The following is a 14025-nucleotide window of genomic DNA, read 5'->3' as shown; positions in this document are numbered from 1 at the left end:
CGACTGCGGGCGTTCGCGCTCGCGGCCCTCATTGCGCGGCTTGCGCTTGCTTTCGCTCTTGCCGCGGGCATTGCGGCCACGGCGCGGCGCTTCGTCGGTTTCTTCCGAAACGGGCAGGGTGGTGAGATCGCCGTCATACCAGTTGATGTCTTCGCCGATCAGTTTTTCGATGGAGGCGAGATGTTTGACATCGGATGGCGTAACCAGCGTGAAAGCCTTGCCCGAGCGTCCGGCGCGGCCCGTGCGGCCAATGCGGTGGACGTAATCTTCCGAATGGATCGGCACGTCGAAATTGAAGACATGGCTGACGTCGGGAATATCGAGACCGCGGGCAGCCACATCGGAGGCAACGAGGATCTTGAGCTTGCCGTCCTTGAAATTGGCCAGCATCGTCGTGCGGGCGCGCTGATCCATATCGCCGTGCAGGGCACCGGCGTCGAATTCATGCTTGACCAGCGAACGGAACAGTTCCGAAACATCCTTCTTGCGGTTGCAGAAGATGATCGCGTTCTTCAGGCCATCCTCTTCGGCGCGGATCAGATCGCGCAGCTTGGCGCGCTTTTCCCAATCCTTCTTGCCCGATTTGACCAGCTGCTGCTCGACTGTCTTGGCGGTCGTCGCCGCCTTGGCGACTTCGACACGCACCGGCGCGTGCAGGAACTGTTCAGTCAGCTTGGTGATCTCAGGCGGCATGGTGGCCGAGAAGAACAGTGTCTGGCGCGTGAACGGAATGAGTTTGCAGATGCGCTCGATATCGGGGATGAAGCCCATGTCGAGCATGCGGTCGGCTTCGTCGATGACCAGAATGTCGACGCCGGTCAAAAGCAGTTTGCCGCGCTCGAAATGATCGAGCAGGCGGCCGGGCGTGGCGATCAGAACGTCGGCACCGCGTTCGAGCTTGCGCAGCTGGTCGTCAAACGACACGCCGCCGATCAGCAGCGCAACGTTGAGGCGATGGTTCTTGCCGTATTTGACGAAGTTTTCTTCGACCTGTGCCGCGAGTTCGCGCGTCGGCTCCAGAATGAGCGTGCGCGGCATGCGGGCGCGGGCGCGGCCCTGTTCCAGCAGCGTCAGCATCGGCAGCACGAAGGAGGCGGTCTTGCCGGTCCCGGTCTGGGCAATGCCGAGCACGTCCTTGCGCTGCAGCGCATGCGGGATGGCGCCTGCCTGGATCGGAGTGGGGATTGTGTATCCTGCTGCTTCGACAGCGTCGAGCACTTTCGGCGAAAGGCCCAGATCAGCGAACGTGGTCAATGGAGGTTTAACTTTCTATCTGCAGTCGATGCCGCACATGTCCGTCATTTTTGCCAATGGAATGGGTGCTTTGTATTGCACATTGTCTTGCAGGAATGGCGTTAGGGCTCATGCCAGCAAAAGTCAACTCTCGCGTCCCGTGAGATTTAAGAGTCTGTTACAATTGTGCATCACTTTAATCTAATGTTGTCAATAAAGGAACTGTTCTTTGAGAATTCGTTCATTCCACGAATGGTTCTTGTCGAACAGGATGGTTGCGCGCAGTTGCGAGGCTTCTTCGATGGTGACCGAAAGAACCGACTTCACTTCCGTGTGATCGGCGACCGCATTGACCGGCCGCTTCTCCGGCTCGAGGATATCAAGCCGCACCGTGACCTTGTTCGACAGCAGCGCACCGCGCCAGCGGCGCGGGCGGAAGGGTGAGACCGGGGTGAGGGCCAGCAAACGGGCATCGAGCGGCAGGATCGGCCCCTGCGCCGAGAGATTGTAGGCGGTTGAACCAGCGGGTGTTGCCACCATCACGCCATCGCAGATCAGTTCCTCCAGGCGAACCTGGTCGTCGACGGTGATCCTGATCTTCGCGGCCTGATAGGACTGGCGCAGCAGATAGACATCGTTGAGCGCAAAGGAGGTGACTGTGCCTTCCTCCAGCGATTCCGCCACCATCTTGAGCGGGCGGATGGTTTCGGCCTGCGCCGCCTCCACACGTTCCTTCAGGCCGGTCTCGCTGTACTCGTTCATGAGAAACCCGACGGAGCCGCGATTCATGCCATAGGTCATCTTGCCCTGGTTCATGTGGTTCTGCAGCGTCTGGAGCATGAAGCCATCGCCGCCGAGCGCAATGATGACGTCGGCATCCTTGGGGGCCGTCTGCCCGTAGACCTGGACGAGAGACGCCATGGCCTCGTCGGATTCCGGTGTTCCGGAGGAAAGAAAAGCAAAGGTTTCAATATTCCGGGTCATGGCTGCCTGCGTGTCCGAGCATGTCGAGGATGTATCGCCTAGCACGGCGCGCTTGATCTGGCAAAATGCGGTGCAGGCAAAAAAACCGGAAAAAATGCGCCAAGTGCTGTTTTTTCATTTTACATCAGGATCGTTTGTGCTAATCGGACGCCGCTGCCCTTATAGCTCAGTTGGTAGAGCATCTGATTTGTAATCAGAGGGTCGGGAGTTCGAGTCTCTCTGGGGGCACCACCTGTTTTCCCTTCATTTTCAAGTGGTTGTTTGTCCAGCATCTTTTTCAAGGTGCGGGGCCGGGATGTGAAGCACGGGTCAAAGACGGCATTCCAGCCACCTTCCGATCCGCGCCATAAGCCTTATCCCCACCAATGGCTGTATGCGAACGCTCCAAGAGCCAGCGCAGCCAGAGCCCAAAACAGCAGAATGAATGCGAGACCCGCCTTGCTCGTGGGGCGATCGGATCGCTCGTCGGCCGCGTGGCGGAATTCCTGCATCAACGGCGCCGGTATGAGCTTTATCGCCAGCAGGATACCGGCAGGGACAATCAAGAGATCATCCAGATATCCCACAACGGGGATGAAGTCGGGTATGAGATCAATCGGCGATAGGGCATAGGCCGCCACGAACCCTGCAATGACCTTTGCCAGCGTTGGTGTTCGCGGATCGCGCGCCGCGATCCAAAGCGCCACGACATCGCGCTTTATCCGCCGCGCCCATTGTTTGATATCTGTTGTCCAAGCCATCAGAGCAATTAGCAACGAATTTCAGCCCATGGCTAGTCCATTCGGGCCATTCGCGGCATGGTTCGAGCCGAAGCGCAGATCATCGGATGGTGGTTCGACGCTTCGCGCTGCGATGCAATGCGGCAGCGACCAAACTGGGATCAAGTGAAACGTTGATCACCGTATCGCAATGCGGGCAGACAAACATCCCGCCGCGCAAATGCTTCGTGCCATCCACCAGATCAACCTGTTGAACAGTGATGGATGTCAGTTCGCGCGCGCACTTTGGGCATTTCCCGCTCGTCATTCGTTCTTCCCGTCTTTGGACGGATTTTGACACAACTCTGGCAAAAGCAAACCTATCCGATGAGGTGAAGACCTACATCGTTCAGGCACTGCCGGACAATGCCGGATCCAGTCTGGCGCCTAAGTGGAAAATGACGTCTGAAGAGCCCCTTGTGTCCTTGGTTCCTTCCGGGGATATCTGAAAGACTGCCGCGGCGTGCTGGCGCAGCATAGATCGCCGGGATGGATCGAACAGCACGTCTGCGGTCGTTGATCCGTGCTTACCGCAATGATGTCACGATCATGCCAATCACGGCAGCAGCCATAACGGCCGTGGCGAGCCAGCCGATCCAGCACAGCGGACCCTTTACGGTGTTCTTCTTCATGATGTCGGTTCTGGCGGTCATCAACATCATCATCACCATGACCGGGACGGATACGATGCCATTGATGACGGCACTCCAGAACAATGCCTTGATGGGGTCGATGGGTGAAAAATCAACGAGAATGCCAATGAGTGTCGCCGCGGCAATGGTTGCGTAAAACGCCTTTGCTTCCTTCGGCTTGCGCGCAAGGCCGATCGGCCATTTGCGGGCTTCACCCAGGGCATAGGCCGCCGATCCCGCCAGGACAGGAATGGCAAGCAGGCCGGTTCCGATGATACCCAGCGCAAAGATTATGAAGGCAAACTGGCCGGCAATCGGTTTGAGTGCCTCTGCGGCCTCAGCCGATGTCTGTATGTCTGTTTTTCCGGTCACGTGCAGCGTTGCTGCGGTCGTCACCATGATGGCCAGGGCGACCAGGCTCGAGAAGCCCATGCCGACATAGGTATCCCAGCGAATGCGTTGGATGGCAGCCTTCGACTGTTCCGGTGCATCAACGAGCGGCTGGCGGGACGCGCTCTCCCTTTCGTCTTCCACCTCCTGCGAGGCCTGCCAGAAGAAAAGATAGGGGCTGATGGTTGTGCCCAGAATGGCCACGACCGTCGTCCAAAATGCCGTATCTGCAGAAAAGGTGGGAATAAAGAACCCGCGCGCCAGCTCTGCGTAGGGAATTTTCACGACCATGACCGTCCCGAAATAGGCGAACAACGAAAATGTCAGCCATTTCAACACGGAGACATAGCGGGTGTACTGCAGGAATATCTGCAGGCAGGCGCTAAAAATCGCAAACAGAACCACATAAAGTGCGACCTTGCCGCCGATGAGCAATCCGACCGCGTCGCCCATAGCCCCGAGATCGGCGCCGATGTTGATCGTATTGGCGATGAAGAGCAGGGCGACGATCGCCGGCAAAATCCAGGGAGGATAATATGTCCGCAGATTTGTCGCGATGCCATGGCCCGTCGTGCGTCCTATCCGGGCGCTGATTTCCTGAATGGCTGCCATCAGCGGATAGCTGAACAGCATGGTCCATGTTATCGCAAATCCGAATTGCGCGCCGGCCTGAGAATAAGTGGCGATACCGCTGGGATCGTCATCCGCCGCACCGGTAATAAGGCCCGGTCCCAATACGCTCAGAAGCTTTGACTTCGATGTTCCCACGGCTGGATCCTTTGCCGGATCCCTGGTTTTCTTCAACGCGATATTCTCCCGAAATGGCCGCTTCAACGGCACACAGCAACGGGCAGAACAGGTATTGGTTCCTTGACGGGAACGACGCATGGCCGCTGATGGCATCAGCGGCTCAACCGATGTATAGTTCTGATTGTTGGCCATCGGAGCCTGAGGCGCGACGGGATCATCACCTATGCCTGCCATGGACAAGCTGTTCGCGGGATCCATCCCCGAGATTTACGACACCTGTCTGGTGCCTCTGATCTTTCAGGCCTATGCAACTGACCTGGCGCGGCGGGCCGCAGGAGCGGCGCCTGCCCACGTTCTGGAAACGGCGGCGGGAACCGGCGTTGTCACGCGTGCGCTGGCCCCGCTGCTCGATCCGAGAGCCAGTTACGTCGTCAGCGATCTCAACCAGCCTATGCTCGACAGAGCTGCCATCCGGCAGGGAGCGGACGGGCGCATCACCTGGCGACAGGCGGACGCGCTTAGCCTGCCCTTCGAGCAGGACAGTTTCGATGCGGTTGTCTGTCAGTTTGGTGCGATGTTCTTCCCCGACAGGGTCTCCGGCTATCGGGAGGCGCTTCGCGTCCTCAAACCTGGCGGCCGCTTTCTCTTCAATGTGTGGGATCGCATCGAGAAAAACGATTTTGCCCGCATCGTCACGGATGCTGCATCCGCCGTTTTCCCCAGCGATCCGCCCCGGTTCCTCGCCCGAACGCCGCACGGCTATCACGATGTGGAGCTGATCAAAGCAGAACTACGCATGGCGGGCTTCACGGCCATCGAGATCATGACGCTCCAACACCGAAGCGATGCGCCAAGCGCGCGCAGCGCGGCGATTGCCTACTGCCAAGGCACGCCATTGTGCAACGAAATCGAAGCCCGCGACCCGAAGGCGCTGCAAACCGTTACCGACCGTGCCGCCGAAGCGATTGCGAAGCAGTACGGCGATGGCCCGGTTTCCGGAAAAATTCAGGCGCATATCGTTGTTGCACGGGCCTAGCGGATCGATACCCAGCATTTGCCGCAGCTTTTCGTCACTGGCGCGTCACGCCGGATTTGCTTTTGTCAGTCCTGGAGTGGACAGACATGATTGTCTCAAGAACTGAAGAATAAGGGATCATGCCCCGGTCCACTGTCGCGAATGTGGTGCATTGATCTGACGATGAAGCAAAGTGCTGGAAAAGCGCATGCTGGAATAAACTAGGGCCCTCGTGTGTCTCCAGACGCGAGGGCTTTTATCTTTCTGGGTCGGGGTGCCGGCAAACACCGTTGATTCCGGTTGAGCTAGATCGGGGTGCCGATCTGCGGAGCAAATTTTTCTCCGGTATGACCCTTCTCAAAGACCGCGCAGCTATCATAAAAATGCATCGAAAGCGTCCCCTTTGAAAAGTCGCTTTCCGGAATCGCTCCGCGTGTATGTTCGGCGTTCAATTCGTCGATCATGTCCTTGCAATGCTCAATGAACGATCCGGGCCGCTTGTATCCGCCGGAATATTCTTCCCAATAGGCGGTGTGCAGATCCTCGACGAAATAGACGCCGTCCCTCGCCATACGCGGATAGAGGAATTGAAATGTTGCCGACAGGTGCTCCATGACATGGCTTCCGTCATCGAGCACCACATCAGGTGCGCCAAACTCCGCCAGAACGGAAGCCAGGAAACCGGTGTCCGACTGATCCCCGATCCTGATGTGGATCTGGTCTTCCTCGAAGTTTGCACATTCGGCCCTGACATCGATGCCGACAATCGTCGCAAGAGGGCCCAGATACTGCTTCCACATCTGCAGTGACCCGCCTTCGCCGCAACCGATTTCAAGAAATATTACGGGACGATTGATGTATCTGGAAAAGTGCCGTTCATAGCTGGGGAAATAGTGTTTCCATTTATGAATGATGCGGCCCTGATTATTCAGGAACAATGGCCAAAGTGACATGTCAAACCCCGTCGTTCTGATAGGCAACAGGTATTTTATGATCCCTGAAATAGCAAGGTTCGCGTGATCCGCCCTGGCGGATCACGGCAGCATTCTCTGCATCACCTCATCCCCGCGGATGAAGTGGTGCCAAAGTGCGGCCAGGGCATGAATGCCGGCCAGGATGAGTATTCCGTTGGCGCAAAGGCTGTGCAGTTCCCTGATCGATCGCGCGGTTTCCCTGTTGGGGACAAATGGCGCGGGAATGGTGAAGAGGCCGAAGAAGCTCAAGGCGTCGCCTCTGAACCAGGTGAGCAATATGCCAAGGACGGGAATGGCGATCAGCAAGGCATAGAGCAAAAGATGCCCGACCTTTGCCAACGGACGCTCAAGGCCGGTCATCGAAGGCGGAAGGTCCGGGGCGCCGCGCGCAACGCGCAAAGCCAACCGCCAGAACACGAGTGCGGCGAGCAGCAAGCCGAATGAGATATGCAGCCACCACGCCAGGGCCCTGTTTGGATCACCTCTTGGAAAGAGATCGTTGCCATAGGTCAGCGCATAAATCAGCAGGACCAGAACGAACAGCGACCAGTGCAGGGTCTTCTGCATCGGTGAATATCCATTGACCGCCATGGAAGGCACTCCACTTTATAATCATTCTAATATTTGCACATTGGCGTGAAACGCGGCGCGGCGGCAACGGTTTTTTTCTTAACGATTCGTAAGGTTCCGGACTGTGGTTTCCCGGCGAGGTGCATGCGCGTCCTCCCATCGTCGGACGGCTTGAAACCGGATCACCGGTCCCATACCATTCCGGTTGGATTCGTGAACACACGACCGTTTGCGCCGTTTGTTCCATCGGGAGTTTGACATGACAACGAAAGACCGGCCGTCCTATATTGCGCATTGGTCCGAGATCGAAGGGACTGATGAAAACCACTACAAGGGTGATGACGAACTGCTCGCCATCAACGCGGCTTTCGGTCGGCATTTCGGGCTCGGCAGGATCGGCATTCATCACCAGCGCCTCTTGCCGGGGCGGCGGACATCTTTCCCGCATGCCGAGAGCGCGGAAGAGGAGTTCGTCTACGTTATCGAGGGCACGCCCGATGTCTGGCTGGACGGCGAACTCTGCCGGTTGAAGGCGGGCGATGCGGTCGGCTTTCCGGCGGGCACCGGAATTGCCCATAGTTTTCTCAACAATACCGAGGAGGAAGTCCGTCTTCTCGTGGTTGGTGAAACACCGAAACCGGAGAATCTGATCTATTATCCGCGCCATCCCGAGCGGAAGGCATTGCGTTCGGACTGGTGGGACAATCCGCCCGAGCGCCCGCTGGGCGACCACGACGGCATGACGGACAAAGTCCGTATTTGGAAAGCGCGGAACGTGTAGACGGGCTTCCCGACTGCGGGAAGAAGAGAACGCAAAGCAGGTTCCTGCAGAAGTACTTGCAGATGATGGGGATTTCCGGAAAAACGCGTGAAATCCGCAGTCGGCATGCGCCGGGAAAGCCGCTATATTGTTCCGATAAACCGGGCCAGATTTTTCATACTAAATGAGCATTGGCGGGACGTGGCATTTCATTTTTACTTATAGTACGGTTCGCTCGTCCTTGCGGACCATTGAAGAAAAATGAGGGGAAAAACCATGTCTTTGAAGAGAATAATGCAGGCAGCGTTACTGAGCGTTGCTTTGGGCGCTCCAGTCGCCTTGGCCGATGATCTGAAGATCGCGGTCGCAGGCCCGATGACCGGCCAGCTTGCCAATATCGGTGACCAGTTCAAGCAGGGCGCACAGGCCGCAGCCGCCGCGATCAACGAAAAGGGCGGCATCAAGGGACGGCAGATCAAACTGGTGTTCGAAGATGACGTCTGCGATCCGAAGCAGGCCGTTTCGATTGCCAACCGTATTGTCGGCGAAGGGATCAAGTTCGTCGATGGTCATGCATGCTCGGGTTCCAGCATCCCTGCGTCGGCGGTTTATGCCGAAGCTGGCGTGCTGATGATGACACCGGCGTCGTCCAACCCCGACCTGACCGATGCCGCAGCGAAAAAGGGCTGGTCGACGATCATGCGCCTCTATACGCGCGACGATGGCCAGGGTGAATTTGTCGGTCCGTGGATCGCCAAGACATACAAGGGCAAACGCGTCGTGATCCTGCATGACAAGGGCGCCTATGGTAAGGGCCTCGCCGACGCGGTGAAAGCCAAGATGAACGAGAGCGGGCTGAAGGAAGTGCTGTATGACGGCATCAACGCCGGCGACAAGGACTATTCTGCGCTCATCACCAAGCTGAAGGAAGCAAAGGCTGATTTCGTCTATTTCGGCGGTTATCATCCCGAAGCGGGCCTCATCCTGCGTCAGGCGGCCGACCAGAACTTCAAGTTCCAGCTGATGATGGGCGATGCGATTGCCTCGCCGGAATTCTGGGCGGTGGCAGGTCCGGCAGGCGAGGGTGTCATGTTCACATTCCCGGCTAATCCGCAGGCCCGGCCGGAGGCGAAGGCGGCTGTTGAGAAGATCAAGGCCAGCGGCTTCACGCCGGATGGTTTCACGCTGTTCTCCTACGCGGTTGTTGAAGCTTTCGCACAGGGCATCGATCGTGCCGGCAGCGATGATCCGGCCAAGGTTGCCGCGGCGCTCAAGGATGGAAAGCCGGTCAATACAGTCATTGGCCCTGTGGTTTTCGATGAGAAGGGCGATATCAAGGATGCCAAATATGACATCAATATCTGGCACAATGGTGCTTACTCGGCGATGAAGCCGTAAGACAGCAAGGGGCAGGCGGCCGTTTTGTCCACCTGTACCGACCGAAATGAAAACGGGCGCCTCGGGCGCCCGTTTTTCTTGGCTCACAAGACGTGTTCTACAGTCCGCAGCTCTGCATCTGTGCGGCGTACCGGCTTGCCATGGCGGCCGTGCGCCGCGCCGCCCGGTCGACGCCCGGCCTGTTGCGCCAGGTTCCGCGCGCATATTCCTTGGGACCGGCGTAATAGGCGGCGTAGAGATTGTAGGCGTCGTTGAGCGGGATGCCGTTCTTCTTGTTGCTTTGCGCGTGATACCAGCCGACGAAATACACCGCATCGGCAAAACTGGTGCGGCCGCTGCCATAACGTCCGGTGCTGCGCTGGAATTCCGCCCAGGTGCCGTCGAGTGCCTGCGAGTAGCCGTAGGCGGTGGAGGGGCGCGTCCAGGGAATGAAGCCGAGCAATTTGGTGCGTGGCGGCCTTGCCCGGGCCTGAAAGCCGGATTCGGTGTTGATCGTGGCCATGAGAATGGGAACCGGCACGCCATACTGCGCTTCCGCGCCCTTGGCGTAGGAATACCAATTGTTGAAGAAGCCGTCCTTTTGATCGAATACGGCGCAAACATTGCTGGTCTGGGTGGGCGCCGAGGCGCAGCCTGCCAGCAACAACAAGGGTATCATCATGATGCGGCGCATGGGCAAGTCCTTTGTCTTGCCCAACCAACTAGTCCTCAATTCCTAATGGAATCTTACCAAATGGCCTCGGGGGCCGATCACATTCGATCAAATTTGATGTGACAATTTATTGTTTCTTAAACGCTGCCTGCCGCCGCGCGAACAGGGACGGCACGGGGCCGAGCCGGCGCCAGGGTGTATCCCGGCGAGAAAGAGACTTGCCTTCGCGCCGCAGCGGGATCAGGTTTGGCCCGGCGAATCCGTTTCGTGCAATCGAGGTCGCCGGTCACCATTCCAGAGGTTTTCCCCATGCGTGCCACCCATCATCCCGCCGGAACCGTGCATCGACTGATCATCAACGGAGTTTCCCTTCGCAACAACCTGCTGGGCGATCCGACCGCTCGCGTGGTCGATGTTTATGTGCCCGCCGGGCATGACGGCACCGGTCTGCCGCTGCTTGTCGATCTCGTGGGGTTCACCGCCGGCGGTCCCGCTCACACCAACTGGAAGGGTTTTGGCGAGAACGTTCCGGAACGGCTGGACCGGCTGATCGGTTCGGGCGCCATGCCTCCGGTCGTCGTTGCCTTCCCGGATTGCTTTACCCGGCTCGGCGGCAACCAGTACATCAACAGCGCGGCAATGGGCAATTGGGAGGATTTTCTCATCGACGAGATGCTGCCGGCGGTCGAAGGGCGGTTCCGCTGCGGCGGTAACGGCAAGCGCGGGGTTTTCGGCAAGAGTTCCGGCGGCTATGGCACGCATGTGCACGCCATGCGGCGGCCCGATATCTGGTCTGCGGCGGCAAGCCATTCCGGCGATGCGGGCTTTGAACAGCTTTATCTGCCGGAATTTCCCGGCGTGCTGCGGGCGCTCGCCGAACATGACCTCTCGATTGAAGCATGGATGAAAGCTTTCGAGGCGAAACCGAAAAAGAGCGACAGCGATACGCTGGTCATCATGATTTTGGCCCAGGCGGCAACATTCGATCCGGACCCGCAGGCCTTCCTGGGGCTGCGGCTGCCCGTCGATCTGGAAACCTGCGAACTGATCGAGGAGCGCTGGGCGAACTGGCTGGCCTGGGATCCGGCGCGGCTGGCGGAAACGCATGGGCACAATCTGGCGAAACTGAAAGCGGTTTATTTCGATTGCGGGACGAAGGACCAGTACAACATTCTCTACGGGTCGCGCCGGGTGCATCGGACGCTTGACCGGCTTGGCGTCGTTCACCGCTATGACGAGTTCGACGATAATCATTCGGCTGTCGATTATCGCATGGATGTCAGCCTGCCTTTTCTTGCCAAGGCCTTGAGCTGAGGCATCCGGCGACCCAGATAGGGTAGGCCCGACCGGGCAACCAGCATGGAGAGCAGGTATCCCGGTCAGGCCCTCGTGCTGGAGGGCAGCGCCAAGGCAACGCCGCCACGGGACGAAAGTTCCGGTTGGCAATCGGACAAATGGGGTTTTATGCAATGTTCTTGCAATCTAATGTGGTGACAACCCGATTGCGGCAGCAACCCGGTTTGATCTGCTGATCAGAATTGACCGATGCCTCGCAACCTGCTTTTCAGATGAAGCCGCATCCTGCGGGCGCCAGAAATTGAGCCGATGAAAAACGACGTGAACCCATTATGACTGCGACAAACATCGAATACAGGTTGATAGCAATGATTCATGGCAAGGGGATAATCCTATGCTGATCCCCAGGAATTCATGGCTCTACGCAGCACTCTCCTATTCATTGTGGCCCTTGTTCTATTGCGTCGGTCTCATTGGAACCTATGCGGCGTTTCAAACGCAAGCGCCGCTTCTGTGGTTCAATGTGGTGTATTTTTCGGTGGTGGCGCTCATTGCCGTCTTCGAACGGATCATGCCGTATGAGGAAACCTGGCTGAAACGCGACGGCGAAACCTTCAATGACATCGCCCATACGTTGCTGACAAAGGGCGCTGTGCAGATTGCCGCGGCCATTGGCGCATCGTTTCCCATGCTTGTGGCCATCGTCGCCCAGCCGGTGCTCAGTACGTCGGCACATATCTGGCCGAGCGCGTGGCCCTTGGCGATCCAGGTTGTCCTCGGACTGATCATCGCCGAATTCGGGCTCTATATCGCGCACCGGCTGGCCCATGAAAAACTGGCACTCTGGCGGTTTCACGCCTTGCATCACAGTGTCGAGCGTTTGTGGGTGGTCAATACGGGCCGCTTCCATGTGATCGATTCGCTGTTCAAGATCGCGCTCAGCCAGATACCGCTCTATCTGCTCGGCGCACCGCTGCCGGTGTTCCTGTGGATCAGCGCCGTGACCGCGTTTACCGGGCTTTTGACCCATTGCAATGTCGATGTGCGCACCGGACCGCTTGACTGGATTCTCAGCACGCCACGGTTGCATCGCTGGCACCACTCCAAGGAATTGTCGGAAGGCAACACCAATTACGGTGAGAATCTGGTGCTGTGGGATCAGATTCTGGGGACCTATTTCAATCCACCGCGGCCATCGCCTGTCGATATCGGCATCAGCGGCAAGGTGGCCAAGAGCTTTCTTGGCCAGCTGGCGCAACCCTTTTCGTCCAAGGGGGTTCGGCAGATTCTCGGTTATGCCCCGAAGAAAAGCGATGAGGCCGGAGCTTCATCGGTCGCGGCGAAAGTACTCGCTGGCGACAAGGCCGGCGACAAGGATTGAGGCGGCTATCGCCGGTTCATCCGCGCTGGCCGTGGATGGTCATGTTGAACTGCACGACATTCGAATAGATCGGCGTGCCGACATCCATGCCGTATCTCGAGCGCATCACCTTGCCTTCGACATGAAAGACGATGGCGTTGCGGTCATGGGTGGCAAGACTGGCCTGGAAACTGGCCGGGCTGCTCTTGCCGCGGGCGGTCAATATTCCGTCGATTGTCGCGGTGTTGGGGCTGGTCTGGGTGATATGCGTTGACTTGAAGGTGACGGTTGGAAAGTTCTGCGCGTCGAACACCGCGTCGGAACGCAGGAAGTTTTCGATCCGCGACTGGCCGGTGTTGACGCTTTCGGGAAACAGCGTGAACTCGATGCTCGATCGGCTGATATCGCCATTGTTCAGGGAAAACACGCCCGAGAACTTCTTGAAGTCGCCCGATATGCCCCCGCCGCCGATTTGCTCGACGACGAAGCCGATGCGGGACGATGCATCGATCTTGTAACGGCCTGCCACATCGGCCAGCGTGTCGGCGTTTGCCAGTGCAGGCGCTATGGCGAGCAGAAGTGGTATGACGGCCTTGAGAACGGCGCTGATGCAAGCCCGGGCGATTTTCATGATCAAGTATCCTTGTTTGCAATGCGCAGGGGATCGGCACGCGGCCGAACTGGGGCCGGGCGGCGCGCGCCGAGCATGCGCAGGAGGACAATGTCCTTTTTCCAGAAGTGATGGTGCAGGGCTGCCAGAATGTGCGCGGCAGCAACAATGGCGGAGAGATAGGCAAGCCAGGCGTGACTGGCTGTCCAGAGTGCTTCGGCCTGATCCGAGATCGTCAGAGGCAAGGGCGGTATCACCACCAGATTGAAGGCATAGGTCGGTATCTGCAAAGGCGAACTGGAGGCGAGCGCCCATCCGGTCAACGGAATGACAAAGAGGGCGATGTAGAGGAACCCGTGCGCCACATGCGCCGCGGCCCGCTCGATCCGGCTCATGCTGTCGGGCGCACGCGGTCGCGGATTTGCCATCCGCCAGAGAAGCCGCACGCCCGAGAGCAGCAGAATGAGAAAGCCCAGGGATTTGTGCCACTGGAAAAGGCTGAACTGCAAGGCGTAGTTGCCGGTGCGGACCATCAGATAGCCCAGCAGAATCTGTCCCAGGAAAATGGCGGCAATGATCCAATGGAAGAGGATCGTCACCACGCCATAGGATTCCGCATCATTTCGCAGCATCGGTACACTCC

At 58.1% G+C, this 14025-nt stretch carries 14 protein-coding genes, 1 tRNA gene and 1 pseudogene; 6 read left to right on the top strand and 10 right to left on the bottom strand.

Going from position 1 to position 14025, the window contains the following annotated elements; translation table 11 throughout:
* Positions 1 to 54: 54 nt before the first annotated feature.
* Both ACIQWS_RS08920 and ACIQWS_RS08915 read right to left on the bottom strand, forming a co-directional pair.
* Positions 55 to 1254, bottom strand: a pseudogene (locus tag ACIQWS_RS08920) (DEAD/DEAH box helicase); the annotation flags it as partial.
* A 189-nt stretch (positions 1255 to 1443) separates the two neighbouring features.
* Entirely contained in the window at positions 1444 to 2217 is a 774-nt protein-coding gene (locus tag ACIQWS_RS08915; RefSeq protein ID WP_403175010.1) for an NAD kinase, read from the bottom strand.
* 155 nt (positions 2218 to 2372) lie between these two features.
* Here ACIQWS_RS08915 and ACIQWS_RS08910 point away from each other — a divergent pair.
* Positions 2373 to 2448 (top strand) — tRNA-Thr (locus ACIQWS_RS08910).
* A 122-nt stretch (positions 2449 to 2570) separates the two neighbouring features.
* Here ACIQWS_RS08910 and ACIQWS_RS08905 read toward each other — a convergent pair.
* From ACIQWS_RS08905 to ACIQWS_RS08895, 3 genes are all read right to left on the bottom strand, one after another.
* Positions 2571 to 2957 carry a YkvA family protein gene (locus ACIQWS_RS08905; RefSeq protein ID WP_403175004.1) on the bottom strand — a complete coding sequence of 129 codons (387 nt, stop codon included), beginning with the start codon at positions 2955 to 2957 and terminating at the stop codon, positions 2571 to 2573.
* A gap of 79 nt (positions 2958 to 3036) precedes the next feature.
* Positions 3037 to 3243, bottom strand: coding sequence for a hypothetical protein (locus tag ACIQWS_RS08900; RefSeq protein WP_346305016.1), 207 nt, complete (start codon positions 3241 to 3243; stop codon positions 3037 to 3039).
* Positions 3244 to 3502: 259 nt separating this feature from the next.
* A complete protein-coding gene (locus ACIQWS_RS08895; RefSeq protein ID WP_403174998.1) occupies positions 3503 to 4801 on the bottom strand; it encodes an Nramp family divalent metal transporter in 1299 nt (432 codons plus the stop codon).
* Between the two features lie 169 nt (positions 4802 to 4970).
* Here ACIQWS_RS08895 and ACIQWS_RS08890 point away from each other — a divergent pair, with 169 nt between their 5' ends.
* Positions 4971 to 5783: a class I SAM-dependent methyltransferase gene (locus ACIQWS_RS08890; protein ID WP_403174991.1), complete on the top strand. Its 813-nt coding sequence runs from the start codon at positions 4971 to 4973 to the stop codon at positions 5781 to 5783.
* Positions 5784 to 6067: 284 nt separating this feature from the next.
* Here ACIQWS_RS08890 and ACIQWS_RS08885 read toward each other — a convergent pair whose 3' ends face one another.
* Together ACIQWS_RS08885 and ACIQWS_RS08880 are read right to left on the bottom strand one after the other, a co-directional pair.
* Positions 6068 to 6715 carry a class I SAM-dependent methyltransferase gene (locus tag ACIQWS_RS08885; RefSeq protein WP_403174987.1) on the bottom strand — a complete coding sequence of 216 codons (648 nt, stop codon included), beginning with the start codon at positions 6713 to 6715 and terminating at the stop codon, positions 6068 to 6070.
* A gap of 81 nt (positions 6716 to 6796) precedes the next feature.
* Positions 6797 to 7327 carry a cytochrome b gene (locus ACIQWS_RS08880; RefSeq protein ID WP_403174981.1) on the bottom strand — a complete coding sequence of 177 codons (531 nt, stop codon included), beginning with the start codon at positions 7325 to 7327 and terminating at the stop codon, positions 6797 to 6799.
* Positions 7328 to 7565: 238 nt separating this feature from the next.
* On the opposite strand from ACIQWS_RS08880, the gene ACIQWS_RS08875 reads away from it, so the two are divergent.
* Positions 7566 to 8087 carry a cupin domain-containing protein gene (locus ACIQWS_RS08875; protein WP_346306735.1) on the top strand — a complete coding sequence of 174 codons (522 nt, stop codon included), beginning with the start codon at positions 7566 to 7568 and terminating at the stop codon, positions 8085 to 8087.
* Between the two features lie 273 nt (positions 8088 to 8360).
* Positions 8361 to 9464 carry an ABC transporter substrate-binding protein gene (locus ACIQWS_RS08870; RefSeq protein WP_403174972.1) on the top strand — a complete coding sequence of 368 codons (1104 nt, stop codon included), beginning with the start codon at positions 8361 to 8363 and terminating at the stop codon, positions 9462 to 9464.
* A 97-nt stretch (positions 9465 to 9561) separates the two neighbouring features.
* Here ACIQWS_RS08870 and ACIQWS_RS08865 read toward each other — a convergent pair whose 3' ends face one another.
* On the bottom strand, positions 9562 to 10137 hold the full coding sequence (locus tag ACIQWS_RS08865) for a transglycosylase SLT domain-containing protein (protein ID WP_403174967.1): 576 nt from the start codon (positions 10135 to 10137) through the stop codon (positions 9562 to 9564).
* 288 nt (positions 10138 to 10425) lie between these two features.
* On the opposite strand from ACIQWS_RS08865, the gene ACIQWS_RS08860 reads away from it, so the two are divergent.
* Both ACIQWS_RS08860 and ACIQWS_RS08855 read left to right on the top strand, forming a co-directional pair.
* Positions 10426 to 11430, top strand: coding sequence for an alpha/beta hydrolase (locus ACIQWS_RS08860; RefSeq protein ID WP_403174960.1), 1005 nt, complete (start codon positions 10426 to 10428; stop codon positions 11428 to 11430).
* Positions 11431 to 11806: 376 nt separating this feature from the next.
* Positions 11807 to 12793, top strand: coding sequence for a sterol desaturase family protein (locus ACIQWS_RS08855; RefSeq protein ID WP_403174955.1), 987 nt, complete (start codon positions 11807 to 11809; stop codon positions 12791 to 12793).
* Positions 12794 to 12809: 16 nt separating this feature from the next.
* On the opposite strand, the gene ACIQWS_RS08850 is transcribed toward ACIQWS_RS08855, so the two are convergent.
* Positions 12810 to 13403, bottom strand: coding sequence for a YceI family protein (locus ACIQWS_RS08850; protein WP_403174949.1), 594 nt, complete (start codon positions 13401 to 13403; stop codon positions 12810 to 12812).
* A 2-nt stretch (positions 13404 to 13405) separates the two neighbouring features.
* Positions 13406 to 14014: a cytochrome b gene (locus tag ACIQWS_RS08845; protein ID WP_403174939.1), complete on the bottom strand. Its 609-nt coding sequence runs from the start codon at positions 14012 to 14014 to the stop codon at positions 13406 to 13408.
* Positions 14015 to 14025 lie beyond the last annotated feature (11 nt).

Source organism: Phyllobacterium sp. NPDC097923 (assembly GCF_044760925.1).
Taxonomy (GTDB): Bacteria; Pseudomonadota; Alphaproteobacteria; order Rhizobiales; family Rhizobiaceae; genus Phyllobacterium; species Phyllobacterium calauticae.
This window is presented reverse-complemented; position numbering and strand designations above follow the sequence as displayed.